This is a genomic window from Pedococcus soli (assembly GCF_054782575.1).
On sequence record NZ_BAAGSF010000001.1, the window covers coordinates 331,591 to 356,643 of the forward strand.

25 protein-coding genes are annotated in these 25,053 nt (G+C 72.3%); 7 read left to right on the forward strand and 18 right to left on the reverse strand.

The window, feature by feature from the left end; all coding sequences use genetic code 11:
- Window positions 1-41 precede the first annotated feature (41 nt).
- The gene (locus ACYVKF_RS01410) at window positions 42-1,208 is read right to left on the reverse strand and encodes an acyl-CoA dehydrogenase family protein (RefSeq protein ID WP_056916809.1); all 1,167 of its coding nucleotides are present in this window, start codon (window positions 1,206-1,208) and stop codon (window positions 42-44) included.
- Between the two features lie 98 nt (window positions 1,209-1,306).
- Complete coding sequence (locus ACYVKF_RS01415; RefSeq protein ID WP_460964327.1) at window positions 1,307-2,365, reverse strand: LLM class F420-dependent oxidoreductase; 1,059 nt, start codon at window positions 2,363-2,365, stop codon at window positions 1,307-1,309.
- An 83-nt stretch (window positions 2,366-2,448) separates the two neighbouring features.
- Here ACYVKF_RS01415 and ACYVKF_RS01420 point away from each other — a divergent pair, with 83 nt between their 5' ends.
- Window positions 2,449-3,609 carry a glycosyltransferase gene (locus tag ACYVKF_RS01420; RefSeq protein WP_056916807.1) on the forward strand — a complete coding sequence of 387 codons (1,161 nt, stop codon included), beginning with the start codon at window positions 2,449-2,451 and terminating at the stop codon, window positions 3,607-3,609.
- A gap of 16 nt (window positions 3,610-3,625) precedes the next feature.
- On the opposite strand, the gene ACYVKF_RS01425 is transcribed toward ACYVKF_RS01420, so the two are convergent.
- Window positions 3,626-4,822 (reverse strand): glycosyltransferase, encoded by a 1,197-nt coding sequence (locus ACYVKF_RS01425; protein WP_460964329.1) that lies wholly within the window; start codon window positions 4,820-4,822, stop codon window positions 3,626-3,628.
- A 38-nt stretch (window positions 4,823-4,860) separates the two neighbouring features.
- On the opposite strand from ACYVKF_RS01425, the gene ACYVKF_RS01430 reads away from it, so the two are divergent.
- On the forward strand, window positions 4,861-6,363 hold the full coding sequence (locus tag ACYVKF_RS01430) for a lipopolysaccharide biosynthesis protein (RefSeq protein ID WP_460964331.1): 1,503 nt from the start codon (window positions 4,861-4,863) through the stop codon (window positions 6,361-6,363).
- 104 nt (window positions 6,364-6,467) lie between these two features.
- Window positions 6,468-7,535, forward strand: a complete 1,068-nt coding sequence (wecB, locus tag ACYVKF_RS01435) for a non-hydrolyzing UDP-N-acetylglucosamine 2-epimerase (protein ID WP_460964333.1) — start codon at window positions 6,468-6,470, stop codon at window positions 7,533-7,535.
- Between the two features lie 37 nt (window positions 7,536-7,572).
- On the opposite strand, the gene ACYVKF_RS01440 is transcribed toward wecB, so the two are convergent.
- The 6 genes from ACYVKF_RS01440 to ACYVKF_RS01465 are packed head-to-tail and all read right to left on the reverse strand — an operon-like array spanning window position 7,573 to window position 13,495.
- Window positions 7,573-8,751, reverse strand: coding sequence for a glycosyltransferase family 4 protein (locus tag ACYVKF_RS01440; protein WP_460964335.1), 1,179 nt, complete (start codon window positions 8,749-8,751; stop codon window positions 7,573-7,575).
- A 43-nt stretch (window positions 8,752-8,794) separates the two neighbouring features.
- The gene (locus ACYVKF_RS01445) at window positions 8,795-9,475 is read right to left on the reverse strand and encodes a methyltransferase domain-containing protein (RefSeq protein WP_460964337.1); all 681 of its coding nucleotides are present in this window, start codon (window positions 9,473-9,475) and stop codon (window positions 8,795-8,797) included.
- 6 nt (window positions 9,476-9,481) lie between these two features.
- Window positions 9,482-10,489 carry a Gfo/Idh/MocA family protein gene (locus ACYVKF_RS01450; RefSeq protein ID WP_056916801.1) on the reverse strand — a complete coding sequence of 336 codons (1,008 nt, stop codon included), beginning with the start codon at window positions 10,487-10,489 and terminating at the stop codon, window positions 9,482-9,484.
- Window positions 10,489-11,583, reverse strand: coding sequence for a DegT/DnrJ/EryC1/StrS family aminotransferase (locus ACYVKF_RS01455; protein ID WP_056918678.1), 1,095 nt, complete (start codon window positions 11,581-11,583; stop codon window positions 10,489-10,491). The genes ACYVKF_RS01450 and ACYVKF_RS01455 overlap by 1 nt, the downstream gene beginning before the upstream one ends.
- Window positions 11,580-12,188, reverse strand: coding sequence for an acyltransferase (locus ACYVKF_RS01460; protein ID WP_460964340.1), 609 nt, complete (start codon window positions 12,186-12,188; stop codon window positions 11,580-11,582). Before ACYVKF_RS01460 ends, ACYVKF_RS01455 begins: the two co-directional genes overlap by 4 nt.
- A 2-nt stretch (window positions 12,189-12,190) precedes the next feature.
- Window positions 12,191-13,495: a nucleotide sugar dehydrogenase gene (locus ACYVKF_RS01465; protein WP_056916798.1), complete on the reverse strand. Its 1,305-nt coding sequence runs from the start codon at window positions 13,493-13,495 to the stop codon at window positions 12,191-12,193.
- Between the two features lie 184 nt (window positions 13,496-13,679).
- Between ACYVKF_RS01465 and ACYVKF_RS01470 the strand changes: the two genes are divergently transcribed.
- Window positions 13,680-14,135 (forward strand): CoA-binding protein, encoded by a 456-nt coding sequence (locus ACYVKF_RS01470; protein WP_056918859.1) that lies wholly within the window; start codon window positions 13,680-13,682, stop codon window positions 14,133-14,135.
- 27 nt (window positions 14,136-14,162) lie between these two features.
- Here ACYVKF_RS01470 and ACYVKF_RS01475 read toward each other — a convergent pair whose 3' ends face one another.
- The 3 genes from ACYVKF_RS01475 to ACYVKF_RS01485 form a co-directional block, all read right to left on the reverse strand.
- On the reverse strand, window positions 14,163-15,218 hold the full coding sequence (locus ACYVKF_RS01475) for a cell wall-binding repeat-containing protein (RefSeq protein ID WP_056918676.1): 1,056 nt from the start codon (window positions 15,216-15,218) through the stop codon (window positions 14,163-14,165).
- A 109-nt stretch (window positions 15,219-15,327) separates the two neighbouring features.
- Window positions 15,328-15,870, reverse strand: coding sequence for a 5-(carboxyamino)imidazole ribonucleotide mutase (gene purE, locus ACYVKF_RS01480; protein ID WP_460964343.1), 543 nt, complete (start codon window positions 15,868-15,870; stop codon window positions 15,328-15,330).
- The gene (locus ACYVKF_RS01485) at window positions 15,867-17,063 is read right to left on the reverse strand and encodes a 5-(carboxyamino)imidazole ribonucleotide synthase (protein WP_056916795.1); all 1,197 of its coding nucleotides are present in this window, start codon (window positions 17,061-17,063) and stop codon (window positions 15,867-15,869) included. Before ACYVKF_RS01485 ends, purE begins: the two co-directional genes overlap by 4 nt.
- An 86-nt stretch (window positions 17,064-17,149) precedes the next feature.
- On the opposite strand from ACYVKF_RS01485, the gene ACYVKF_RS01490 reads away from it, so the two are divergent.
- A complete protein-coding gene (locus ACYVKF_RS01490) occupies window positions 17,150-17,650 on the forward strand; it encodes a GtrA family protein (protein ID WP_235529118.1) in 501 nt (166 codons plus the stop codon).
- A gap of 24 nt (window positions 17,651-17,674) precedes the next feature.
- Here ACYVKF_RS01490 and ACYVKF_RS01495 read toward each other — a convergent pair whose 3' ends face one another.
- The 5 genes from ACYVKF_RS01495 to ACYVKF_RS01515 form a co-directional block, all read right to left on the reverse strand.
- Complete coding sequence (locus ACYVKF_RS01495; RefSeq protein ID WP_460964346.1) at window positions 17,675-18,700, reverse strand: sensor histidine kinase; 1,026 nt, start codon at window positions 18,698-18,700, stop codon at window positions 17,675-17,677.
- A 9-nt stretch (window positions 18,701-18,709) separates the two neighbouring features.
- A complete protein-coding gene (locus ACYVKF_RS01500; protein ID WP_056917463.1) occupies window positions 18,710-19,387 on the reverse strand; it encodes a response regulator transcription factor in 678 nt (225 codons plus the stop codon).
- A 29-nt stretch (window positions 19,388-19,416) separates the two neighbouring features.
- On the reverse strand, window positions 19,417-20,208 hold the full coding sequence (locus ACYVKF_RS01505) for an enoyl-CoA hydratase/isomerase family protein (RefSeq protein ID WP_056916792.1): 792 nt from the start codon (window positions 20,206-20,208) through the stop codon (window positions 19,417-19,419).
- Window positions 20,205-21,320, reverse strand: coding sequence for an adenylate/guanylate cyclase domain-containing protein (locus ACYVKF_RS01510; RefSeq protein WP_460964348.1), 1,116 nt, complete (start codon window positions 21,318-21,320; stop codon window positions 20,205-20,207). The genes ACYVKF_RS01505 and ACYVKF_RS01510 overlap by 4 nt, the downstream gene beginning before the upstream one ends.
- 160 nt (window positions 21,321-21,480) lie before the next feature.
- Window positions 21,481-22,260, reverse strand: coding sequence for a biotin--[acetyl-CoA-carboxylase] ligase (locus tag ACYVKF_RS01515; RefSeq protein ID WP_460964350.1), 780 nt, complete (start codon window positions 22,258-22,260; stop codon window positions 21,481-21,483).
- Between the two features lie 24 nt (window positions 22,261-22,284).
- On the opposite strand from ACYVKF_RS01515, the gene ACYVKF_RS01520 reads away from it, so the two are divergent.
- Entirely contained in the window at window positions 22,285-23,937 is a 1,653-nt protein-coding gene (locus tag ACYVKF_RS01520; protein ID WP_056916789.1) for an acyl-CoA carboxylase subunit beta, read from the forward strand.
- Window positions 23,938-23,975: 38 nt separating this feature from the next.
- Window positions 23,976-24,206: an acyl-CoA carboxylase subunit epsilon gene (locus tag ACYVKF_RS01525; protein ID WP_056916788.1), complete on the forward strand. Its 231-nt coding sequence runs from the start codon at window positions 23,976-23,978 to the stop codon at window positions 24,204-24,206.
- Between the two features lie 151 nt (window positions 24,207-24,357).
- Here ACYVKF_RS01525 and ACYVKF_RS01530 read toward each other — a convergent pair whose 3' ends face one another.
- On the reverse strand, window positions 24,358-25,023 hold the full coding sequence (locus ACYVKF_RS01530) for an MOSC domain-containing protein (protein ID WP_460964353.1): 666 nt from the start codon (window positions 25,021-25,023) through the stop codon (window positions 24,358-24,360).
- Window positions 25,024-25,053 lie beyond the last annotated feature (30 nt).

Genomic DNA, 25,053 nt, shown 5'->3' on the forward strand with positions numbered 1-25,053 from the left:
CAAAACGAACCGAACGGGCCAGGTTCGGCCGGTCCGACGGGTCAGCCCAGCAGCTGGCGGGCCATCACGACACGCTGGACCTGGTTGGTGCCCTCGTAGATCTGCGTGATCTTCGCGTCGCGCATCATCCGCTCGAGCGGGAAGTCGCGCACGTACCCCGCGCCACCGAGCAGCTGCACCGCGTCCGTGGTCACCTGCATGGCGACGTCGGAGGCGTAGCACTTGGCGGCAGCCCCGAAGAACGGCAGGTCCTTGTCACCGCGCTCGGACTTGGCGGCCGCGACGTAGACCATCTGGCGAGCGGCCTCCACGGCCATCGCCATGTCGGCGAGCATGAACTGGATGCCCTGGAACTCGGCGATGTGCTTGCCGAACTGCTTGCGCTCCTTGACGTACCCGATGGCGAAGTCGAGCGCGCCCTGGGCGATGCCGACGGCCTGCGCACCGATGGTGACGCGGGTGTGGTCGAGGGTGCGCAGGGCGATCTTGAGCCCCTCGCCCTCGGCGCCGACGATGCGGTCACCGGGGATGCGGACGTTGTCGAAGTGCAGCTCGCGGGTGGGGCTGCCCTTGATGCCGAGCTTGCGCTCCTTCTCGCCGAACGTGAACCCCGCGTCGGACTTCTCGACGACGAACGCGCTGACGTTGGCGCCGCGGCGGCCCTCCGGGTCGGTCACGGCCAGGACGGTGTAGTACTCGGACACACCGGCGTTGGTGATCCACGACTTCTGGCCGTTGAGGACCCAGTCGTCACCGTCGCGCCTGGCGCGACACTTCATCGCGGCGGTGTCCGAGCCGGCCTCGCGCTCCGACAGGCCGTACGAGAACGTCGACTCCCCCGCGGCGACCGGCGTGAGGTAGCGCTTCTTGACGTCGTCGTTCGCCGCGAGGATCAGCGGCATCGTGCCGAGCTTGTTGACCGCCGGGATGAGCGAGGCGGAGGCGTCGACGCGGGCCACCTCCTCGATGACGATGCACGTCGCGAGCGCGTCGGCGCCGACGCCGCCGTACTCCTCGGCGATGTGGGGCGCGAAGAAGTCCGACGCCACGAGGGCGTCGTGCGCCTCCTGCGGGTAGCGCGCCTCCTCGTCGACGGCGGCCGCGTAGGGCGCGATCTTGTCCTCGGCGACCGCGCGCACCGCGTCGCGCAGCGCCTCGTGGTCCTCGGAGATCCGGAAGAGGTCGAAGTCGGGGTTCCCTGTGCTCACGAGGTCAGGTTACCCGCTGGTATGCCGCCTGGGGCAGTGCCCCGGCGTGCGTTGCGCCACGCCGGGGTCACCGAGCAGGACCATGCCCCGGGGCCGCCTCAGCGGCGGCCGAGGTGCCAGAGGTGGCCGTGCTCCTCGCGGTCGAGCAGCTCGGGCATCACGTCGCGTTCGAACATGGCGATGCCGGTCGTGTCGTAGGCGGCCTCGGGGAAGTTGAGGATTGCGTAGGTCATGCCGAGCTGCTGCAGCGCGCCGAGCTTCTCCACGATCTGCTCGGGCGTCCCGACGGTCGCGGAGTCGCGGTACTCGGCGAGCAGCCCGTCGACCCGCGCCTCCGGGGTCCCCACCGACAGCAGGCGGTCACGGATCGAGGCGAACCGGTCGTCGACCTCGCGCTCGTTGCTCCCGATGAAGACGTTGAGGTTGCCGCTGCGGACGATCTCGCCGAAGTCACGGCCCACGTCGTCGCAGTGTCCCTTGAGGATCGCGCTCTTGGCCGCAAAGCCCTTGGGGCTGGGGTCGAAGTTCGTGTAGTCGGCGTACTGCGCCGCGATCCGCAGCGTCTTCTTCTCGCCACCGCCCGCGATCCACATCGGGATGCCGTTGCCCTTGGACCCGGGGACGGCGGTGCCCTGCAGCGGCTGCGGGTAGCAGCGGGCGCCGTCGACCTGGAAGTGCTTGCCCTCGAAGGTCGCCGAGCCGGTGGTCCACATCTGGCGGAAGATCTGGACGCCCTCGTCGAGGGCGGCGAGACGCTCGCCGGCGCGGGGGAAGCCGTAGCCGTAGGCCCGCCACTCGTGCTCGTACCAGCCGGCGCCGATACCCATCTCGACTCGTCCCTCGGAGATGATGTCGATCGTGGCCGCGACCTTCGCCAGGTAGGCCGGGTTGCGGTAGGCCATGCAGGTGCACATCTGTCCGAGCCGCACCCGCCCGGTGACAGCGGCGAAGGCGGCCATGAGGGTCCACGCCTCGTGCGTCGCCTCCTCGCTCGGGATCGGCACGGTGTGGAAGTGGTCGTAGACCCAGATCGAGGTCCAGTCCTCGTTCGCGTCGGCTCGACGGGTCAATCCAGCCATCACCCCCCAGTGCTGCGAGGGGTCGATGCCGACGAGGTCCATCCGCCAGCCCTGCGGGACGAAGAGTCCGAACTTCATGCGACCACTCCTGGTTCGTGGGTGTTGCGGCGACCCGACACTACACACCGGAGCCACCACGACCACCACCTAGGATCGGGGCCGTGGCCACCCCCCGCATCCTGTGCATCTCGCTGTCCCCCATCTCCCGCGACGCGCGCGTCCTGCGCCAGCTCGCGGTGCTCGCCGAGCACGGCGACGTGGTCACGGTGGGCTACGGCCCGAAGCCGCAGGGAGCGGCCGAGCACGTGCAGGTCCCCGACGCCGCCCTCACGCTGCCGCAGACCCCGAAGGGCGTCGTCAAGCTCGGCCTGCACCGGCTGCGCAGCGCCGAGCTCGACGCCCCCGCAGTGCAGTTCGCGCTGTCCCGGCTCCGGGGGCAGTCCTTCGACCTGGTCGTCGCGAACGACGCCCGGGCGCTCGCGCTGGCGTTCGCGATCGCCGACGCCGGCGGGTCCCCGCCGGTGTGGGGCGACATGCACGAGTGGGCCCCCGGCCAGCGGGACCAGTACTTCGTCTGGCGGACCATGGTCGCCCCGCTCATGGACTACATGTGCCGCACCTACCTGCCGCGCTGCGCGGCGGTCACGACGGTGGCAGCGAGCCTCGTCGACGAGTACGCCCGTGTGTACGGCGTCCGACCCGAGCTGGTCCGCAACGCCCGGCCGTTCACCGAGCTCACGCCCACCCCGCTGCCGGCCGACGGCACCATACGGCTGGCCCACAGTGGTGGCGCCGAGCCCAACCGCAACCTCGGCATGCTCGTGGACGCGGCCCTCGAGCTCGAGCACGTCACCCTGGACCTGTACCTCGTCGCCGCGGGCGACGGTGGCAAGTTCCTGAGGTCCCTGCGAGAGCAAGCCGCCCAGAGCCCCCGGATCACCATCCACGACCCGGTGCCGCCGGCCGACCTCCCGAAGACCCTCAACCAGTACGACGTCGGGGTGTTCTCGCTGCCACCGGACAACTTCAACATGGAGAACTGCCTGCCGAACAAGCTGTTCGACTTCCTCCAGGCCCGGCTCGCGTTCGCGGTGAGCCCGTCTCCGGAGATGGCCCGGTTCGTGACGGAGAACGACCTCGGGGTCGTCGCCGCGGACTACTCCAAGGAGGGTCTGGTCGCCGCGCTGCGGACCCTGACGCCCGAGCGGATCGTGGCCGCCAAGCAGTCGGCGCACGCCCACGCGCAGGCCCTGAGCAGTGACACCGACGTCGCGACCTCGCACGCGATCGTCACCAGGCTCCTCGCCGGACGCACGGCCTGAGCGCACCGCCGACGGGTCACCCGAGCAGCGAGCGGTACTGCTCCCCGAGGCGTTCGGCGCTGACGGCCAGGCTGCGTTCAGCGACGACGAACTCCCGCGCGGCCCGGCCCATGGTCTCGTGGTCCGCGGCCGGAAGGGTGAGCAGCTCCTCCAGGCGCACGGCCAGGTCTGCCGCGTCGCCCTGGGTGGCGAGCAGGCCGGTCGCCCCCGGCCGCAGCATCTCGGGCTTGCCGCCCCCGTCGTAGGCCACGACGGGGACCCCGCAGGCCTGAGCCTCCAGCAGGACCAGCCCGGCGGCCTCGCGCGGCGTGCTGGGCAGGGCGACGACGTGCGCCGCGCGCAGCTGCTCGCGCACACCGACCCGGTCCAACGAGCCGGTCACGCCGACGTGCTGCTCGCGCTCGGCCAGCGCGTCGAGCTCCGCCCGCAGTGGGCCGTCACCGACGAGGACCAGCTCGTGCTCGACGCCGCGGGCCCGCAGCGCGGTCGACGCCTCCACGAGGTCCGGCACCCCCTTGTATGCCGCGAGCCTCCCGACGAAGACCACCCGCGGAGGACCGCCTGTCGACGTCGCGGACGGTCCGGGCCCACGATCTGCCGAAGCACCCGGGTCGGCCGGCGTCAGGAAGTCGGTGTCGATCCCCTGGTGGTGCACCTCGACCCGCTCCGGTGGCGCCCCTGCCGCCACCGCCGCGTCGGCGAGGAAGCGGCTCACGCACAGGATCCGGTCGGCCTCCGCAAAGACACCGGCGAGGTTGGCGCGATGCCAGCGGTACCGAGGGTCACGGCCGGTGTAGCTCGACGTGAACACGTCGGAGCCGTGGAGCGTCGCCACCAGTGGCACGCGCAGCCGTCGGACGGATCGCCGCGCCGGCAGCGACCACGTGCCGAAGTGCTGGTGGACGAGGGCGGGGTCGAAGTGCTCGACGGCCGACGCCAGTCGACCGAGCACGAGCGGCAGGAGGAACTCGCGCTCGCGGAACGGCCTCCCGTGCAGGCCGAGGGCGTCGACGACGGGGAACGGCGAGGCCCCCTCGGCGACGTCGGTGGCGAGCGCGAAGAAGGTGAAGTCGAAGCGGTCGGCCAGCGGCACAGCGTGCTGGATGGTGAAGTACGTCGGCGGGACGCGCAGGGTGCCGTGGACGACGGCGACCCGGGGTCGGTCGGCTGCGGACGACGCGTCCGCGCTGGCGATCGGCAGGTCGGCAGTCACCGGACGGAGTCTAGGGCCGACGCAGGTAGGGTCGTCGCGTGAGAACACGGGCCCTGGGCACCTCCATCGTGGAGAACCTCCGCCCCCTCCGGCTCGACACCCCGACCGCCCACAGCCTCGCCCAGCGCGGGGCGCTGAGCACGGTCGGCCTCCTCGCCCAGGGGGTGCTGCGGTTCGCGACCAGCTGGCTCATCGGGCGCATCGCCGGCAAGCTCGTCCTCGGCACCGTGCAGGCCGCGATCTCCACCGCCTCGCTGCTGACCCTGATGTGGCCCACGACGACGGGCAGCGTCGCGTCCAAGTACCTCGCCCGGGCCCGCGGCTCCGGCAACCTCGAGGAGCTGCACGCGGTCGCCACCCACTTCCGTCGCCGTGCCCTGCAGTCCAGCCTGCTGCTGGCCGGGGTCGCGGCCCCGTTCTGGGTCTACTACGACGACGGCCGCTGGATCGACGGCCTGTGGGTTGCGGTGTTCACCGCCTCCTACTCCGGCTACAGCTTCATCCGCGGGGTCCAGTTCGGCACGGGGCAGGTCGCCCGCGCCACGACGTGGGACCTGCTCAGCGCCGGCTCCGGGCTCGTGGCCCTGGCGGCCTTCCTGCTCGCCGGGGTGCGTGGCCCCGCGCTCCTGCTCGCCCTCTCCCTCTCGTATGGCGTGTACACGCTCTCGGGGTGGCCGCGGGGTGTGGACCGCACGGCCCGGCTCGAGCCCGCGCTCAAGCGCGAGATGGACCAGGTCGTCCTGGTCGGCGTCGCCGGGACGCTCGCGAGCGCAGGCTTCCTCCAGCTCGCCATGGTCGTGGCCAAGGGTCTCGACCAGGCCGGTGCCGGCCAGTTCGCCGCGGCGATGGCCACCGCGACCCCCGCGTCCATGCTCGCCGCGTCGCTCAGCCTCGTGCTCTTCCCGTCGCTCGCCGAGGCCTGGGGCCGCGGGGACCTGGTGAACTTCAAGGCCCAGACCAACCAGGCGACGAGGGTCCTCGTCCTCGTCATGGTGACGATGTTCGGCTCGCTGATCCTGTGCTCGCGGCTGGTCATGACCGTCCTGTGGGGCAAGGACTTCGACCCCGAGTCGCTGATCCTCCCCGTCCTCGTGTTCGCCCTCATGCTGACCAACGTCGCCGTCGCCAGCATCAACGCCCTCGCCACCCGCTCCCGCCGGGCGATGCAGCTGACCAGTGGCGCCGCCTTCGCCGGGTTGTGCGTCGGCGGCCTGTCGTGGTGGCTGCTCACCCCCGGCATGGGGGTCGACGGCGTGGCGGTCGGGTTCCTCCTCGGCTCCGCGGTGTCGGCGAGCGTGCCGTTGCTCGCCGAGTGGCGCAAGGGACGGCACGCGTGGCTCGGGCTGGCGGCGCGTGGCCTGACCGGGGCGGTGACGATCGTGGGCCTGCTCGTGGCCGAGCGCACCCTCGAGCTGCCCGTCTACCTCGAGCCGGTCGTGGCCGCGGCGTTCTGCCTGGCGTGGTGGACGCTGTCGCGCAAGGACCTGCGGCTGCTGCCGCTGCCCGCCGCCGTCAAGGACCGGCTGCCCGGGTTCCGCTGAGCAGAGCGACCCCCTGCCTCCGCTGCCCGGCCAGGTCCAGGCCAGGTCCCGGCGGGATCGGTCGCCCACGGACCCCGGATCGCGGGCCGCTAGAGTGACCGGCCGTGAAGATCCTCAGCGTGGTCGGCGCCCGGCCCCAGTTCGTCAAGCTCGCCCCCGTCGCGACCGCCATGGCGGCCCGGGGCGACGAGCACGTGATCGTGCACACCGGCCAGCACTACGACATCAACATGTCCGACGTGTTCTTCCGCGACCTCGGCATCCCCGCACCGGACCGCCACCTCGCGGTCGGCTCCGGCTCGCACGGGCGCCAGACCGGGGCCATGCTCGCCGCGATGGACGAGGTGCTCGAGGAGACCCGCCCCGACTGGGTGCTCGTCTACGGCGACACCAACTCCACCCTCGCCGGCACGCTCAGCGCGGTGAAGATGGGGATCCCGCTCGCCCACCTCGAGGCCGGCCTGCGGTCGTTCAACCGTCGCATGCCCGAGGAGCACAACCGCGTCCTCACCGACCACGCCGCCGACCTGTGCCTGGCACCGACCGAGGTGGCGATGGGCCACCTGCGCACCGAGGGACTGGCCGGCTCCAGCGTCATGGTGGGCGACGTGATGACCGACGTGCTCCTGCGGGTGCGCGACGCCGTCGCCGACCGGCCGGCCGAGCTGCCCGCGGGCGTCGACCCCGAGCAGCCCTACTACGTCACCACCCTGCACCGGGCCGAGAACACCGACGACGCGGACCGCCTGCGGACGATCATCGACGGGCTCGCCGGCGTGCAGGCGCCGGTCCTGCTGTTCGCGCACCCCCGGCTGCGCCAGCGCGCCGCCGACTTCGGCATCGACCTCGACCGCGGCTCTGTCACCGTGGCCGACCCGATCCCCTACCCCGCACTGGTGCGCAACGTCATGGCCAGCGCCGGCGTCATCACCGACTCCGGCGGGCTCCAGAAGGAAGCCTTCATCCTGCGCGTGCCGTGCACCACGGTGCGCACCGAGACCGAGTGGACCGAGACGGTCGACCTCGGCTGGAACGTGCTCGTCCAGGACCCGAACGACCTCAGGGACCTCGTCCAGCGCCCGACCCCGGCCGCCACCGACGAGACCCCCTACGGCGACGGCGACGCCGCCACCCGCGTGGTCGAGGCGATCCACACCGCCCAGCGCCGCTGACCCGGGTTCGGCTCCCGCACCGCGCGGGCTGAGCTCGTCAGGACAGGCCGGCGCCGCGCAACGCGGCCTCAGCTGCCTGGCGACCCATCGTCCTCAGCGAGGCGTGGCCGTGCGTCCAGGCGACGACGTGCTCGCTGGTGCGGGCCCGCTCCTCCTCGGTGAGGGCCCACGCGCTCGACATCGCGCGCGCGACCCCGTCGGCGTCGTACCCGGGTGCCCAGCCGAGCCGCTGGGACTGCACGAGCTCGTGGCCGGCGCCGGCGCCGGCGAAGATCACGGGCGTGCCGCAGGCCGTCGCGGCATACACCTTGGTGGGCTTGGCGAAGTCGTAGCCCTGGCCGGGCTTGATCGACACCAGCGCGGCCGTCGCGGAGCGCAACCAGGCCGCCGCCTGAGCCGGGGGCACGACGCCACGGAAGTCCACGGCACCCGGGGCGAGCTGGTCCGAGAGCCGGCGCAGGTGGGGCACGTCGCTGCCCTGTCCGAGGAAGACCAGTCGCGCCGTGGGCTCGGCGGCACGGAAGGCTGCGAAGGCCCGCACGAGCACCTCGGCTCCCTGCCACTCCGACATCGTGCCGGTGTAGACGAACAGCGGCCCCGCACCCCCCTCGGCCAGGGCCTCGGGTGCCGGCCCCTCGGGGGTGAAGACGTCGGTGTCGACGCCGTTGCCCACCACGACGATCCGGGAGGCCTCGACGCCGAGGTGCGCGACGCGTTCGGCGACGCCGTCGCTGATGCACAGCACGCTGCTGGCCCCACGCATGACCCAGGACTCGACCGCCCGGAGCACCTTGACGATCGCAGCGGGGGCGCCCATCGACGCGGCGCCGTCCGACCAGACGTCGCCGGCGTAGTAGGCGTAGGGCACCCGCTGGATCGCGGCCGCCACGCGCACGACCAGGCCGGTGGTGGGTGGCGGTTCGCAGACGAGCAGCGCCGGGCGGCGTCGCACCAGCAACCGGATCGCCAGCGGCAGGTCGAACGACAGGTAGTGCAGGTAGCCCCGGATGTTGCCCTGCTCGTCGCGCAGCGCCGGCCACCGGCTCACCCGCAGCGGACCGTCGTCGGGGACGAGGCCCCCGGGCGGGGTGGTCGTGAGCACCTCGACGGGGTGGCCCAGGGAGTCGAAGGCGTCGGACAGCACGCGCAGCCGGAACGCCGCAGCAGCCACCTCCGGCGAGAACAAGCGCGACGCGACGCGGACCGGACGGGTCACCGGCGGGCCCCGACCACGCGGAGGGGCAGGCGGCGGACGGGGGTCATGACACCCTTTCGTAGCAGTACAGCGAGGACATCAGGTCGACCCCCTCCGGGGGGTCACGGCGGTCGCGGAGCCGCCAGCCGGGCTCGTGCACGGCGATCCACTCGGAGAACGAACGGTGCTGCTCCGTCGCGGCCTTCCGGACGTCGGTCCGGTCGATGCTGCAGATGACCACCCAGCGTTCCGCGCTGGCGAACAACGTCCGCAGGTAGTCCTCGAAGACCTCCTGCTCCACGAGGTGGAACAGGACCTCCATCGACAGCGCCAGGTCTCCGCGCAGCCAGCCGGCCGGGTCGGTGAACTCCCCCGGCGGCAGGTGCAGGAAGCTCTTGTCGCGGTCACCGGCGAAGCGCTCCATGCACAGGCGCACCGCCGTGGCGGACGCGTCGATGCCGAGGTAGCGCGGGTACTCCGCGAGCGCGAGCTGCTGCCCGTCACCGCACCCGAGGTCGACGACCGAGGTGGCCCCCAGCTCGCGCACCCAGCCGTTGACGACCTCGGCCTTCCACGCGGCCCGGGGGCCGGACGAACCGGCCCCCGAGGTGCCGCCCGCGGCATACCGCCGCTCCCAGTAGGCAGCGGTGCCCGGGAAGGTGCGCCGGCGCAGCCACAGGGCGGCCGGCTCGAGCACCGGGGTGCGGGCGAGACGACTCACCGCGCGCCGCAGGGCCGTGGTCACGTCGTCCTAGAGGGCCGGGACGGCGTCGGTCAGGTCGATGGTCCGGCTGGTCTTCGCCGACTCGATGCAGGCCTCGGCCACGCGGACGGTGGTCAACCCCTGCTCCATGGTGACGATGTCCGCGTCCTTGCCGAGCACCGCGTCGCGGAAGTTCTCGTGCTCGACCCGCAGCGGCTCCGGCTTGGCGATGGCGTACCGGACGACATCCCCCTCGGAGACCCCACGGAACTTGGAGATCGCGTCCCACGTGGTCGCGATCTCGCCGTTCGCGTGGAAGGTGAGGTCGGCCGTGAGGGTGTCTGCGACGAACGTCCCGCGCTCACCGGTGATGATCGTGACACGCTCCTTGAGCGGCGACAGCCAGTTCACCAGGTGGCTCGTGACCGTGCCCCCGCTGAGCTGGCCGACGATGGCGACGAGGTCCTCGTGCTCGCGACCGGACTTGTATGCCGTGCGCGCCGACACCGACGTGTACGTCTGCTGGGTGACCCAGGCCGTCAGGTCGATGTCGTGGGTGCCGAGGTCCTTGACCACGCCCACGTCGGCGATGCGGGCCGGGAACGGGCCCTGCCGGCGGGTGGTGACCTGGTAGACGTCGCCGAGCTCGCCGGCCTCGAGGCGCGCCCGCGCGCTCTGGAGTGCCGGGTTGTAGCGCTCGATGTGGCCGACGGCACCGACGAGACCGGCGTCCTTGAACGCCGTGGCCAGGCGGACGGCGGACGGGGTGTCCTGCGCCAGCGGCTTCTCGATGATCGCGTGCACCCCGGCGGCCGCCAGGGCCAGGCCGACCGGCTCGTGGTAGATCGTCGGGACGGCGACCATGCAGTAGTCGAGGCCGTGCGCGATCAGGCCCTCGATCGAGTCCTCGAGCGGGCGGTTGCCGGCGACGCCGTGGGCGTCACCACCCGGGTCGGCCACGGCGACGAGGTCGACGCCCGGCAGGGAGCCCAGGACCCGGGCGTGGTGGCGGCCCATCATGCCCAGGCCGATGAGGCCGGCGCGCAGGTTCGCCATCAGGCACCGGCCTTGGCGAGGGCGTTGACGCCGGCGACGATCCGCTCGAGGTCGTCCTGGCTCAGCGACGGGTGGACCGGCAGCGACAGGCACTCGGCCGCGGCCTTCTCCGTCTCCGGGAGGTCGACGGTCCCGTCACCCACGAACGGGGCGAGGCGGTGGTTGGGCACCGGGTAGAACATGCCCGAGCCGATGTTGTGCTCCTCGCGCAGGGCGGCGGCGAGGCCGTCGCGGTCCTGCGGGACCCGGACGGTGTACTGGTGGTAGACGTGCACCGCGCCGTCCGCGACCGGGGGCGTGGTGACGCCCTCGAGGTTGGCCGTGAGGAACGCCGCGTTCTCCTGGCGCTGCTTGGTCCAGGCACCGACCTTGGTCAGCTGGACGCGACCGATGGCGGCGTGGATGTCGGTCATGCGGGTGTTAAACCCGACGACCTCGTTGTGGTACTGCTTCTCCATGCCCTGGTTGCGGTAGAGCCGCATGAGGCGCTCGACCTCGTCGTTCGCGACCGAGACCATGCCGCCCTCACCGGACGTCATGTTCTTCGTGGGGTAGAGCGAGAACATCGCGAACGTGCCGAAGGCTCCGACCGGGGTCCCGTTCAGCGAGGCGCCGTGGGCCTGGGCCGCGTCCTCGTAGACCTGCAGGCCGTGCTTGTCGGCGATGGCCATGAGCTGGTCCATCTTGGCCGGGTGGCCGTAGAGGTGGACCGGCATGATCCCGACGGTCTTGTCGGTGATCGCCGCCTCGACGGCCGCCGGGTCGAGGCAGAAGTCGTCGGCCGAGATGTCGGCGAAGACCGGGGTGGCACCGGTCAGCGCGACGGAGTTGGCCGTCGCGGCGAACGTGAAGGACGGGACGATGACCTCGTCCCCCGCCTTCACGCCGGAGGAGAGCAGGCCGAGGTGCTGGCCGGAGGTGCCGGAGTTGACGGCGACGCAGGCGCGGCCGAGGCCGAAGTGCGCGGAGAACTCCTCCTCGAAGGCCTTCACCTCCGGGCCCTGGGCGAGCATGCCGCTGCGCAGGACGCGGTCGACCGCCTCGCGCTCCTCGTCGCCGATGAGCGGCTTGGCAGGGGGGATGAACTCGGTCATGGTGCGACGGCCTCCGTCAGGGTGTTGTCGTGCTCGGTGTACTGGTCTCCGGTCTGCGGGCAGACCCACGTGCCGGAGTCGTTCTGCTCGAGGGGGACGCCCGCCTTGCCGACCCAGCGGATCCGCCTGGCCGGGACCCCGGCCACGAGGGCGAAGTCGGGGACGTCCTTGGTGACGACGGAGCCAGCGGCGACGAGCGCCCAGCGTCCGATCGTCACCGGTGCCACACAGACGCTGCGGGCGCCGATCGACGCGCCGGTGCGGCAGGTGACCCCGACCGCCTCCCAGTCGTCGCCGGTCTTCAGGGTGCCGTCAGGACTGACGGCACGGGGGAAGTGGTCGTTGGTGAACACGACCGCCGGACCCACGAACACACCGTCCTCGAGGACGGCGGGCTCGTAGACGAGGGCGTAGTTCTGCAGCTTGCAGTTGTCACCCATCTGCACCCCGGTGCCGACGTACGCCCCACGCCCGACGACGCAGTTCTCGCCGAGGACGGCGCCCTCACGGACCTGCGCGAGGTGCCAGATGGACGAACCGTCACCGATCGTCGCGCCGTCGGCGCCGTCGGCGACGTCGGCCGAGTCGACGATCCGGACCGCCACGGTCAGCCCACCTTCTCGGCCTGGCCGACGACGAGGAAGCGGACGTCCTCGAACCTGGCCGGGTCGAGGATGCGCCGGCCGTCGACGACGACCTGCACGTCCGGGAAGTCCTTGGCGGACAGCTCGCGGTATGCCGCGTGGTCGGCCTGGATGACGACGACCTCGACCGGGTCACCGAGCGTGTAGGCGTCCCAGCCGTACTTCGCGAGCTCCTCGGCCGTGTACATCGGGTCGTGGACGACGACGTCCGCGCCGGCCTCGCGCAGGGCGTCGACGGTGCCGAAGACGCCGGAGAACGCCGTCTCCTTGACGCCGCCGCGGTAGGACGCACCGAGCACGGCCACTCGTTTGCCGGCGAGGCTGCCACCGGCGGCGCCGACGGTCAGGCCGACCGTGTAGGCGGGCATCGCGGCATTCGCCTCACGGGCCGCACGCACGACCGTGGCGTCGGGGTCGTTCCACAGGTACAGCCGCGGGTAGACCGGGATGCAGTGCCCGCCGACGGCGATGCCCGGACGGTGGATGTGGCTGTACGGCTGGGAGTTGCTGGCCTCGATGACCTGGAAGACGTCGATGCCGTTCTTCGCGGCGAACGCACCGAACTGGTTGGCCAGCCCGATGTTCACGTCGCGGTACGTCGTCTCGGCGAGCTTGGCCATCTCGGCCGCCTCGGCCGTCCCGAGGTCCCAGACGCCGTTGCCACGCTCGAGGTCGGGGCGCTCGTCGAACTGCAGCACCTGCTCGTAGAACTCGACGGCCTTGGCGGCCCCGGCCTCGGAGAGCCCGCCGAGGAGCTTGGGGTACTTGCGCAGGTCCTCGAAGACGCGGCCGGTGAGGACGCGCTCGGGCGAGAAGACGAGGTGGAAGTCGCTGCCCTCGGTCAGGCCGCTGCCCTCCTCGAGGCGGGGCTTCCAGCGGGTCCGCGTGGTCCCGACGGGGAGGGTGGTCTCGTAGATGACCAGGGTGCCGGGCTTGAGGCCGCGCGCGATGTCGTCGGTGGCGGAGTCCATCCAGCCGAAGTCGGGGCGGGCCTCCGCGTCGACGAACAGCGGCACGACCACGACGACCGCGTCGCTCTGGGAGACGGCGTCGGCGGTGTCGGTGGTGGCCACGAGGCGCCCGGCCGGCACGACCTCGGCGAGGTACTCCGCCAGGTGCGCCTCACCGGGGAACGGCTCGGTCCCTGCGTTGACGAGGTCCACGACGGGCTGGCTGACGTCCGCGCCGAGGACGTCGTGCCCGGACTTGGCGAACTGCACGGCCAGGGGAAGGCCGATCTTGCCGAGGCCGACTACGGTGATCTTCACGGTGTTCCTTCACGGTTGGGGTCCGCGAACGATCTTAGGGCTTCCCCGGCGACGCGACGGCACGCCCCGTGGCCGCCCTCTGGCAGCCGGGGGCAGCGCAGTGGTGGCATCGTTGCAGCGCAGTGACGGCACCGTGGCAGTCGGGAGCCTTGCGCCTCCGGGGGAACGTGTGATGCTGGCCTTCATGAGCCTGAAGCACCAGAACGACCCCGAGCTGGTCCGCGAGCTGCTGGTCGATCCCGGCATCTGGGTGGTCGTCGGACTGTCGAACAACCAGGACCGCGAGGCGTTCGGGGTGTCCCGGTGGCTCAAGGTCGAGCTCGGCAAGGGGCTCATCCCCGTGCACCCTCGGGCCGAGACGGTCCACGGCGAGCAGGGCTACGCCACCCTGGCCGACATCCCGGACGGCACGGACATCAAGGTCGTCGACTGCTTCGTCAACTCCGAGCACGTCGGGGCGCTCGTCGACGAGGTCATCGCCCAGAAGGACCGGCTCCAGATCGACGCGATCTGGATGCAGCTCGGGGTGGCCGACGAGGCGGCGGCCGCGCGCGCCCGCGAGGCCGGCCTCGGCGTGGTCATGGACACCTGCCCCCGCATCGAGTGGCGCACCGTCCGCTCCTCCGGGATGGCCCGCTGACCACACGGCCGACGACGGCCGAGCCCGTCAGCAGGGCGTGAGCGCGAGGGCGCGGTCGGAGACCACGGCCGTCCCCCCCAGGGCGGTGACCTTGGTGGCACCGAGCCGAGTGATCTCTGCCAGCGTGGCCGCCGGGACGCAGTCCTTGAGGGTCAGCAGCACCGGTCGGCCGCCGAAGTAGGGCGCGACCGCCGACCCGGAGAGGGCGTCGGGGTAGGACATCCCGTCGGCGAGCAGCACCTCGGTGGCCGAGCGGAGGGTGCCCTGCGAGACCAGCGCCGCTGTCGCGAAGCGGTCCTTGCCGCCGATGCGGCGCACGGCATCGTTGGCCAGCCCGGCCGCGGACCTCGCGGCACCGAGGACGCTGGTGGAGATCGCCCCCGTCCCACCGAGGACGACCATCTCGGAGGGCTTGATCCGCTTGAGGGCGGCCGCTGTCTCGGGCGGGAGCTTGGTGGCACCGGTGAGCAGCAGGTACCCCCCTGCGACGCTGGCCGCCGCTCCACCGCCGAGTGCGTCGGGGAAGGTGGTCCCTGAGGCGAGGTAGACGGGGACCCCGGTCAGCGGCGTCTCGAAGGCATCCGTGAGGGAGGCGGCGGTCGCGTACCGGTTGCTGCCGGCGAACCGGTAGGCCATCGCGTTGCCGGCATGCTTCTCCAGCTGGGTGAGCATCGAGTCGCTGACCGACCCCGGGCCACCGACGACGATGACGTCCCTGGTCTTCAGACGGTCCAGCTCGGCGGCGATCTCGGCCGGAAGCTTGCCCGAGGTCGGGACGAGCAGCAGGGGGGCCTGGACGAGGGCCGCGAACGGACCGGCGCCGAGCGCGTCCGGGAAGTTCTGCCCCGAGGAGACGACGACCGTGTCCTGCGGAGGGGCGAAGTTGGCCTTCGAGATCGCGACCGAGGTCGCGTACCGGTTGGCGCCGGACAGGCGTGAGGTGGTGACGGCGGCGACCGCGGCGGTCGAGGCGACGCGGGTGCCCTTCGCCTCGGGGGACGGGGCGGCGGTGGCGGCGGTGGTGCCGAGGGCGAGCAGGGCGCTGGTGACCAGCGCGGGGACGGTGAGGCGGGCAGGGCGCATGGGGGGACCCTCTCGGACGGGTGCGGGGGAAGGGTGCGACGCACCGTAACCCCACGATGCGGGACAAATCGCCCACTCCGCGAAGGTCTGACCAGACGGACGACCCCGCTCAGCCGCCGGTGCCGCGGCGCTCGCGCAGGGCCGCTCCCTTGGCGTGGGCCTGGTCGCGCAGCGCGGACTGGAACCGCACCATCGCCTCACGCAGTCCGGCCGCGAGCTCACCCTCCCCTGCTGCGAGGATGCGAGCCGCGAGGAGTCCTGCGTTGCGGGCGCCGCCGATGGAGACGGTGGCCACCGGCACTCCGGCCGGCATCTGCACGATCGACAGCAGGGAGTCCATGCCGTCGAGGTGCTTGAGCGGGACCGGCACCCCGATGACGGGAAGCGGCGTGACGGCGGCGAGCATGCCGGGCAGGTGGGCGGCTCCCCCAGCTCCGGCGATGATGACGCGCAAGCCACGGTCGGCGGCCTGCTGGCCGTAGGCGATCATCTCGTCGGGCATCCGGTGCGCCGAGACGACGTCCGCCTCGTACGCGATCCCGAACTCCTCCAGCGCCGTGGCCGCCAGCTCCATGACCGGCCAGTCGCTGTCGCTGCCCATGACGAGGCCGACGAGGGGCTCGGAGTGGGGGGTGGTGGCGGCGTCGCTCATTCGGTGATCACTCCTGCGAGGTAGTCGGCGGCGTGGCCGGCCCGCGCGCGCAGGTCGGTGAGGTCGGCTCCGCTCACGGTGACGTGGCCGATCTTGCGGCCCGGACGGACCGACTTGCCGTAGAGGTGCACCTTGAGACCGGGGTCCCTGGCCATGATGTGACGGTAGGCGGGGTACAGCTCCGGGAAGTCGCCACCGAGCACGTTGGCCATGACCGTGTGCGGTTCGCGCGGCGTGGGCGCGCCGAGCGGGAGGTCGAGGACCGCGCGCAGGTGCTGCTCGAACTGGCCCGTCACCGCCCCGTCCATGGACCAGTGCCCGCTGTTGTGCGGGCGCATGGCCAGCTCGTTGACGACGTATGCCGCGGCGCCCGTCGCGGGGTCGCGCACCTCGAACATCTCCACCGCGAAGACCCCGGTGACCCCGAGCTCCTCGGCGATGCGCAGGCCGGCCTCGGTGGCCACGGCCGCGAGGTCCGCGTCGAGTCCGGGCGCCGGGGCCAGCACCTCGGTGCAGATGCCGTCGGTCTGCACCGTCTCGACCACCGGCCAGGCCGCAGCCTGGTTGGAGGGGCTGCGGGCGATGAGGACCGCGAGCTCGCGGACGAAGTCGACCTTCTCCTCGAGCAGCACGCCGTCGGCGAGGGCACCGGGCTGCCCGACCTGCTCGAGCCAGTCGGCGACGTCGTCGGCCGAGCCGATGACCCGCACGCCCTTGCCGTCGTAGCCGCCGCGGGGGGTCTTCGCGACGACCGGCCACCCCGTGCGGTCGCCGAACTCCGTCACCTCGTCCGCGGTGAGGGCCCTGGCCCACGGCGGGCAGGCAACGCCGATCTCGGTGAGGCGTTCGCGCATGGCCAGCTTGTCCTGCGCGAAGTGCAGGGCGTCCGGGCTCGGGTGCAGCGGTACCCCCGCAGCCACGAGGGCGTCCAGGACCGCCGGCGGGACGTGTTCGTGGTCGAAGGTCACCACGTCGCACTCGGCCGCGAAGGCGAGGACGGCCTCGACGTCGGTGTGGTCCCCGACGGGCGCCGACGGGATCACCTGTGCCGCGGCGGCATCCGGCGCCTCGGCCAGGACGCTCAGGGTCAGGGACAGCTCGGCAGCGGGTCCGGCACACATCCGGGCGAGCTGGCCGCCACCGATGATGCCGACGACGGGGAACCCTCCGGGGGCGCGTTGCGGTGACGTCACGACGGCGAGGATATCGGCCTCCCCCGTTGGGCCGAGGGCGCGGTGCTGGGCACGCGCCGCACGGCATCGGTCGATAGGCTCCGCTGGTGTCTGCGACCCCCTCCGTCCTCACGCGCCTGCGTGGGACCGTCGACGTCCTCTACCGCGAGATGATCAAGTTCGGCGTCGTGGGGGCCGTCGCCTTCGTCATCGACATCGGCGGGTTCAACCTCCTTCGCCGCACCGTCCTGCAGGGCACCGGCGACTGGGTGCTGTCGCACGCCGTGGTGGCGACGATCATCTCGGCCGCCGTGGCCACCGTGGTCGCGTGGGTCGGCAACCGGATGTGGACGTTCCGGCACCGCCGCAACCGTCCGGTGCACCACGAGGCGCTGCTGTTCGCGCTGACCAACGGGGTGGCCCTGCTCATCCAGGCGTTCTGCGTCGGGGTCACCAACCAGGTCGTCGCCGGCGAGACCGGCTGGGTCGCGGAGAACCTCGCCAAGATGATCGGCATCGCGCTCGGCACGTTGTTCCGGTTCTACGCCTACCGCCGGTTCGTGTTCAGCCACGAACCCCTCGCGGACACCTCGCCCCTGTCCGAGTGACGCCCCCGCCGCAGCGGATCCCCCTCAGGCGGCGTCGGACTCGCTGAGGAAGAGCGCGAAGATCGCGGGCTGGGCCTGGATCAGCTCGAGCCGGCCACCGTTGGACTCGGCGAGGTCGCGGGCCAGGGCCAGGCCGAGGCCGGTGCCGCTGGTCGTGACCGAGCGCTCGAAGATGTGCGGGGCGATGGTGGCGGGCACCCCCTCGCCCTGGTCGGTCACCTCGACGACGACGGACGGGCCGGAGCGCCGGGCAGCGACGTCCACGGTGCCGCGACCGTGGGCCAGGGAGTTCTCGAGCAGCGTGGACAGCACCTGCGAGAGCGCCACCGGGGTGGCCTGGACGACCAGGCCCCGCTCCCCGTGCACCCGGACGCTGCGCCGCGCCTGCTCGAAGGCCGGCTGCCACTCGCGCTGGAGCGCGGCGATGACCGAGTCGAGGGAGACGGTCGCCTTGGGCTCGTCGCCACCGCGGCGGGTCCGCGACATGAGGTCGTCGACGACCCGGGTGAGCCGCTCGACCTGGGCGATGGCGATGTTGGCCTCCTCCTGCACGACCTCGAGGTCGTCCGTGGCGGCGATCTCCTCGAGGCGCATGAGGAGCGCGGTGAGCGGCGTGCGCAGCTGGTGCGAGGCATCGGCGGCGAAGTCGCGTTCGGACGCCAGCGACTTCGTCAGGGTCTGCGCGCTGCGCGAGAGGACCTGGGAGACCTGGTCGAGCTCGGCGATGCCCGAGTGCAGCGGCTGGATCCGCGACTCACCGGCACCGAGCCGCTCGGCCCGGTCGGCGAGCTGCGTCATCGGACGGGAGAGGCGACGCGCCTGCTGGATCGCGACGAACACGCCCACGCCGAGGGCGAGCACCGACAGGGCGACGGCGATGCCGACGAGTCGCAGGGACGTCTCGGTCGGGGTCCCGGCGCTGAGCCAGGTCGCGACCACCCCACGGCCGGCGACGGTGGCGCGCCAGATCGCCACGGCCACCGGCACCATCGTGATGACGATCGCGAGTCCCACGGCCAGGACCGTGGAGCGGATCAGCTGTTGACGCATGTCAGGCGCTCAGACCTCGTCGCCGCGCTCGAAGCGGAACCCGACACCACGCACGGTGGCGATGTAGCGGGGCTGGGCGGCGTCGTCGCCGAGCTTTCGGCGCAGGACGGAGATGTGCATGTCGAGCGTCTTGGTCGAGCCGAACCATGCGGTCTCCCAGATCTCGCGCATGAGCTGCTCGCGGGAGACGACCTTGCCCTGCTCGCGGACCAGCACGCGCAGCAGGTCGAACTCCTTGGCGGTGAGCTGCAGCTCCTCCTCCTGGAACCACGCGCGCCGACCCTCGGGGTCGATGCGGACGAGCTCGTTGGCCGACGGCGCGTCGGTGGGGTTGCGCCGCAGCAGGGCCCGGACCCGGGCCAGGAGCTCGGCGAGGCGGAACGGCTTGGTGACGTAGTCGTCGGCGCCGGCGTCGAGCCCGACGACCGTGTCGACCTCGTCGGCGCGGGCCGTGAGGATCAGGACGGGGACGGTACGGCCCTCCGCACGGATGCGGCGGCACACCTCGAGCCCGTCGACGTAGGGCAGGCCGAGGTCGAGGACGACCAGGTCCGGGTTCTCCGCCGAGGCCTCGAGGGCCGCACGGCCGTCTGCGCGGACGTCGACGTCGTAGCCCTCTCGTCGCAGCGCACGGGCCAGCGGTTCGGAGATGGCGGGGTCGTCCTCGGCCAACAGCACACGGGTCATGGGGTGATCGTAGGGAACGACGAGCCAGATCAGCGACCAGGCCACTCCGGACGGCGTTTTTCGTTGAAAGCGGACACACCTTCGGCACGGTCAGCAGAGAACGCCGTCGCGGCCCAGTGCTCGTCCTCGAGCTCCAGCCCGGCGGCCAGGTCGGTGTCGAAGCCGCGGCGCATCGCGGCCTTGGCGTTGCGCACGCCGACCGGCGAGTTGGCCGCGATCGTCGTCGCGAGCTCGAGGGCCCGCTCGCGGGCCGAGCCGGCCGGCACCACCTCGTCGACCGCGCCCAGGGCGCAGGCGTCGGCCGCGGAGAAGCGCTCGGCGGTGAAGATCATCCGCGCCGAGCGGGACCAGCCGATGCGGCGGGTGAGCAGCTGGGTGCCGCCCCCTCCGGGGATGACCCCGACGGACACCTCGGGCAGGCCGACCACTGCGCCCTCGCCGCAGATGACGAGGTCGCAGGACAGCGCGATCTCGAAGCCACCTCCCAGCGCGTACCCGTCCACGGCCGCCACGACCGGCACGGGCAGGTCGAGCACGCCGCGGTATGCCGCCCGCGCGAGCGGGCGCTGGGCGCGCAGGTCCTCGTCGGTGAAGGAGTTGCGCTCCTTCAGGTCGGCACCGACGCAGAAAGCCTTCGGGTGGGTCGAGCTGACGACGACCGCGCGCACGGTGCGGTCCTCGGCCAGCTCGCGGGCCGCGCGTCCGAGGGCGTGCGCCATCTCGGTGGACACCGCGTTCATCGCCTCGGGGCGGTCGAGGACCAGCTCGGCGACGTGGCCGCCGTCTCCGTGCCGCTCGATGCGGACCATGGTCGTCGTCATGGGGTGTCCTCTCGTGGGGGTGCAGGGGGCGGCGTGGGGGTGCGGCCGGCCAGGCGGCCGCCGGTGGCGCGGCGCAGCTCGCTCGGGGTCACGCGACCGATGCCACGCAGCGTGCGGGTGCGCAGCGCGGTGGTCTCGAACCCCGACAGCGACGCGAGCGCCGTGGCGAGGGCGTCGTCGACGAGCACGCCGCCACCCGGCGCGACGCTGGTGATCCGGGAGGCGCGGTTGACGGTGGTGCCGAAGACGTCCCCGAGGCGCGAGAGGACCGGGCCGACCGCCATACCGACCCGCACGTCCGGGAGCAGGTCGTCCTCGGCCATCGTCTCGACGAGGTCGAGGGCGACCGCGGCGGCGGGCGCGGCGTCGATGGTGACGAACAGGATCTCGTCCCCCACGGTCTTGATCACCCGGCCGCCGTGGGCGGTGACGATGTCGGTCGCGAGCGCCTCGAACCGCTGCACCATGACCGCGAGCTGGCGCTCGGTCATCCGGCGCACCAGCGAGGTGAAGTTGACGAGGTCGGCGAACCCGACCACGCGGCGCACGCCCTGGGCCGACTGCTGGGGGTCGGCGTCGGCGAGCATGCGGGAGATGGCGGCGGTGAGGTGCCGGCGCCAGGCGTAGATGAGCAGGGGCTCGAGCGAGTCGGCCATGTCGGCGAGCTTGCGGGCTGCCGCCTTGGCGGCGGCGAGGTCGGGGGCGCCGCGGGCGTCGGCCTCGTCGAGGGCCGCCTCGAGCGCCGGGTCGGCGAGCGCCTCGGCCATGAGCTGGGTCTGCCAGACCGCGAGCCGGTCGGTGGTGCGCGCGAAGGCCCGGGTCATCGCGAGGGCGGTCGCCTCGTCGAGCTCCTCCTCGCGCACGAGCCGCGCCACGGCCATGAGGGCCATCTGGTCGGCCTCGGTGAACATCGCGTCGTCGTCCTCGACGATCGGGAACCCCAGGGCGTGCCAGAACTTGCGGGCCGACAGCAGCGAGACCTCGGCGCCGCGGCTGACGTCGCGGCGGGCCATGGTGGCCGGCTTGCCGAGCAGTCGGGCCTCGAGGTTGTCCGGGCTCAGGGCGGCGAAGTCCTCGGGGCGCACGATGCGGTGGCGTCCGACCTCGGACACGGCCGACACCTCCTCGGGATCTCACGGACGGCGCACACGTCGCTGCGCCTGCTGGGCAACACGGGAGCAGCCCCGCACGCGGCAGGACTGCACGGGGCGCGGCGGTGCGTCCCTCCCCCGCATCATGCCGTGCCGGGGAGGCCCTCGCCGCAGGAGTCGGTCAGCTCGCCGGCCGCACGTGCACGACGTCCCCGGCGGCGACCGGGTACTCCGTGCCCCCCGAGGCGACCACGAGCCGCCCCTCCTCGTCGACCCCTGTGGCCCGGGCGCGCCGCACGTCACCGCCGGCGACGTGCAGCTCCACGTCGCGCCCGATGGTCAGGCACGCCGACCGGTAGGCGGCGTGGAGACCCGCGCGCGCCGCCGGGCCGCCGCACAGCTCACCGTGCCACCGCGCCAGGTGGCCGAGCAGGGCGACGACGAGGTCCTCCCGGCTGGTGTCGGGGGCACCGGCGAGGCGCAGCGACGTGGCCGTGTCGACGGGCAGCTCGTCGCGCTCCTGGTCGACGTTGATCCCGAGGCCCACCACGATGCCGCCCGGCTGCAGCTCGCAGAGGATTCCGCAGACCTTGCGCTCCTCGTCGGCGGGGAGGAGGACGTCGTTGGGCCACTTCAGCCCGGCCTCCAGGCCGGTGACGTCCCCGATGGCGTCGCGGACCGCGAGTCCCGCAGCCAGGGGCATCCACCCGCGCCCCGCGTCCGGTGCGGGCAGCAGGACCGACAGGGTCACGGAGGTGTCCGGTGGCGTCTCCCAGACGCGGCCGAGCCGTCCGCGCCCCGCCTGCTGGTGGTCGGTGACGACGACGTGGAAGGGCCGGGCGAGGCGAGCGGCCTCGGCGTTGGTCGAGCCGAGCTCGCGGTGGACGTCGACGTCCAACCACGGTGAGCCCGACGTGACCAACGCCTCGTGCAATGCCTCACGCTGGAGAGGTTGGCGCATGGGGGCAAGGCTAGGCTCCCCGGCATGGCCCAGACCACCACCGACGCGGTCTCCACCGGCGGCACCGACGTCCCCAGCCCCGACTCCGGTGTCGACCTCCACTCGACGGCAGGCAAGCTCGCCGACCTCAAGCGCCGCGTGGCCGAGGTCGCCCACGCCGGCTCGGAGCGGGCCGTCGAGAAGCAGCACGCCAGGGGCAAGAAGACCGCCCGCGAGCGCCTCGAGATGCTGCTCGACGAGGGGTCCTTCGTCGAGATGGACAAGTACGCCCGCCACCGCAGCACCGCCTTCGGGCAGGAGCAGAACCGCCCCTACGGCGACGGCGTCGTCACCGGGTACGGCACCGTCGACGGCCGCACCGTCGCCGTCTTCGCCCAGGACTTCACCGTGTTCGGCGGGTCGCTCGGCGAGGTCTTCGGCGAGAAGATCTGCAAGGTCATGGACTTCGCGATGAAGGTCGGCTGCCCGGTCGTCGGCCTCAACGACTCCGGCGGCGCGCGGATCCAGGAGGGCGTGGTCTCGCTCGGCCTCTACGGCGAGATCTTCCGCCGCAACGTCCACGCCAGCGGCGTGATCCCGCAGATCTCCCTCGTCATGGGCCCCTGTGCCGGCGGGGCGGTCTACTCCCCCGCCGTCACGGACTTCACCGTGATGGTCGACCAGACGTCGCACATGTTCATCACCGGTCCCGACGTCATCAAGACCGTCACCGGCGAGGTCGTCTCGTTCGAGGACCTCGGTGGCGCCCGCGCCCACAACACCAAGTCCGGTGTCGCGCACTACATGGGTGACGACGAGGCCGACGCGATCGAGTACGTCAAGGCGCTCCTGTCCTACCTCCCGAGCAACAACCTCGAGGAGCCGCCGTCCTTCGCCGACGACGCCGACCTGCCGTCGCTCGAGGTCACCGACGACGACCGGGTCCTCGACACGCTCATCCCCGACAGCCCCAACCAGCCCTACGACATGCACACCGTCATCGGCTCGGTCGTCGACGACGGCGAGTTCCTCGAGGTGCACCCGTTGTTCGCGCCCAACATCATCTGCGGCTTCGGGCGGGTCGAGGGCCGCTCGGTCGGGGTCGTCGCCAACCAGCCGATGCAGTTCGCCGGCACCCTCGACATCGACGCCTCGGAGAAGGCCGCCCGGTTCGTGCGGACCTGCGACGCGTTCAACGTGCCGGTGCTGACCTTCGTCGACGTCCCCGGCTTCCTCCCGGGCACCGACCAGGAGTGGGACGGCATCATCCGCCGTGGCGCCAAGCTCATCTACGCCTACGCCGAGGCCACCGTCCCCCTCGTCACCGTCATCACCCGCAAGGCCTACGGCGGCGCGTACGACGTCATGGGTTCCAAGCACCTCGGCGCCGACATCAACCTCGCCTGGCCGACGGCGCAGATCGCGGTCATGGGTGCCCAGGGCGCGGTCAACATCCTCTACCGCAAGCAGCTCGCGGCCGCCGAGGCCGATGGCGAGAACGTCGAGGAGGCCCGCCAGCGGTTCATCACCGAGTACGAGGACACCCTCGCCAACCCCTACATCGCGGCCGAGCGCGGCTACATCGACACGGTGATCACGCCCAGCAACACGCGCATGAACGTCACCCGGGCCCTGCGCGCCCTGCGCACCAAGCGGGAGACGCTGCCGCCCAAGAAGCACGGGAACATTCCCCTATGACCTCGTCGCAGGCTCCGAGCTCAGGGGGACCCGGCCCCATGACCCCCGAGCAGAGCGAGTCCGCAGCGACGGAGCCGCCGCTGCGGCTGGTCCGCGGCGACGCGAGCCCGGAGGAGATCGCGGCGCTGTTCGCCGTGCTGTCGGCCGCGTCCGGTGGCGACGAGGCGCCGGCACCGCGGTCCACCTCTGCGTGGACGTCCCGTGAACGCCTCGTGCGCCGCCCCCTCACCCCGGGTCCGGGCGCGTGGCGCGCCTCCGCCTGGCGCTGAGCCCCAGGTGAGGTGTGCCGCGCACCCGGCTCCGCGGCATACCTCACGTCCCCGACGGAGCGCAGGCAAGACGCTGGTTGCGCGGCAGCCCTGAGGGATGATTCCGCGAGCTTCACCGCGCAGCCAGCGTTCTGCGTGGGGTGGTGGTCGGTCAGCGGCTGCGGCTCTCGACCATCTCGCGCAGCTCCTCGGCGTCGGCCCCGGCGAGGGCGTCGGCCGCCAGGACCTGACGGGCCGCCTCGAGGTCGCCCATGAACGCCCGGAAGGCCATCCGCACGTCGACACCGTGCCCGGGCCGCGACACCACCTCGATCGCGTCGCCGGGACGGACCTCCCCACCGGTGACGACCGACAGGTAGGCACCCGTGTTGCCGACCTCGGTGAACCGCTTGACCCACCCGCGCTCGCCCATCCGGGCCTGGAACGTCGCGCACGGGACGCGAGGGCCGCAGACCTCGAGGACGACCTCGTCCCCGACCGCCCACCGCTCGCCGAGGAGGGCACCGTCGACCTCGAGCCCCGTGGTCGTGAGGTTCTCCCCGAAGACCCCGTCGGCCAGCTCGCGTCCCAGCCGCTCCTGCCAGGCGTCGAGCTCCTCGCGGGCGTACGCGTAGACCGCCTGCTGGTCCCCGCCGTGGTGCTTCACGTCCGCGATGAAGTCGCCGACGACCCCGCTGCCGAGCCCACCGTGCTTGGGCCCGGGGGCGCGCAGGGTCGCGGACCCGACCGGCTTCTTGCCGATGCCGGTGACACCGACCGACTTGGCCGGGTTGGGCTCGGAGGCGCCGATGTTGAGCGAGAGCAGGCGGGCAGTCATGCGGCCAGCCTAGGCAGTGCGGCAAGCCGA

Bases quoted from the DNA above. Each gene is read 5' to 3' on its own strand.
- ACYVKF_RS01505 (WP_056916792.1), bottom strand. From the start codon at position 20,208: ATGACGACGACCATGGTCCGCATCGAGCGGCACGGAGACGGCGGCCAC.
- ACYVKF_RS01530 (WP_460964353.1), bottom strand. From the start codon at position 25,023: ATGACTGCCCGCCTGCTCTCGCTCAACATCGGCGCCTCCGAGCCCAAC.
- purE (WP_460964343.1), bottom strand. From the start codon at position 15,870: ATGAGCGACGCCGCCACCACCCCCCACTCCGAGCCCCTCGTCGGCCTC.
- ACYVKF_RS01525 (WP_056916788.1), top strand. From the start codon at position 23,976: ATGACCCCCGAGCAGAGCGAGTCCGCAGCGACGGAGCCGCCGCTGCGG.
- ACYVKF_RS01515 (WP_460964350.1), bottom strand. From the start codon at position 22,260: ATGCGCCAACCTCTCCAGCGTGAGGCATTGCACGAGGCGTTGGTCACG.
- ACYVKF_RS01475 (WP_056918676.1), bottom strand. From the start codon at position 15,218: ATGCGCCCTGCCCGCCTCACCGTCCCCGCGCTGGTCACCAGCGCCCTG.
- ACYVKF_RS01520 (WP_056916789.1), top strand. From the start codon at position 22,285: ATGGCCCAGACCACCACCGACGCGGTCTCCACCGGCGGCACCGACGTC.
- ACYVKF_RS01415 (WP_460964327.1), bottom strand. From the start codon at position 2,365: ATGAAGTTCGGACTCTTCGTCCCGCAGGGCTGGCGGATGGACCTCGTC.
- ACYVKF_RS01470 (WP_056918859.1), top strand. From the start codon at position 13,680: ATGAGCCTGAAGCACCAGAACGACCCCGAGCTGGTCCGCGAGCTGCTG.
- ACYVKF_RS01455 (WP_056918678.1), bottom strand. From the start codon at position 11,583: ATGACCGAGTTCATCCCCCCTGCCAAGCCGCTCATCGGCGACGAGGAG.
- ACYVKF_RS01495 (WP_460964346.1), bottom strand. From the start codon at position 18,700: ATGCGTCAACAGCTGATCCGCTCCACGGTCCTGGCCGTGGGACTCGCG.
- ACYVKF_RS01500 (WP_056917463.1), bottom strand. From the start codon at position 19,387: ATGACCCGTGTGCTGTTGGCCGAGGACGACCCCGCCATCTCCGAACCG.
- ACYVKF_RS01450 (WP_056916801.1), bottom strand. From the start codon at position 10,489: ATGGCGAACCTGCGCGCCGGCCTCATCGGCCTGGGCATGATGGGCCGC.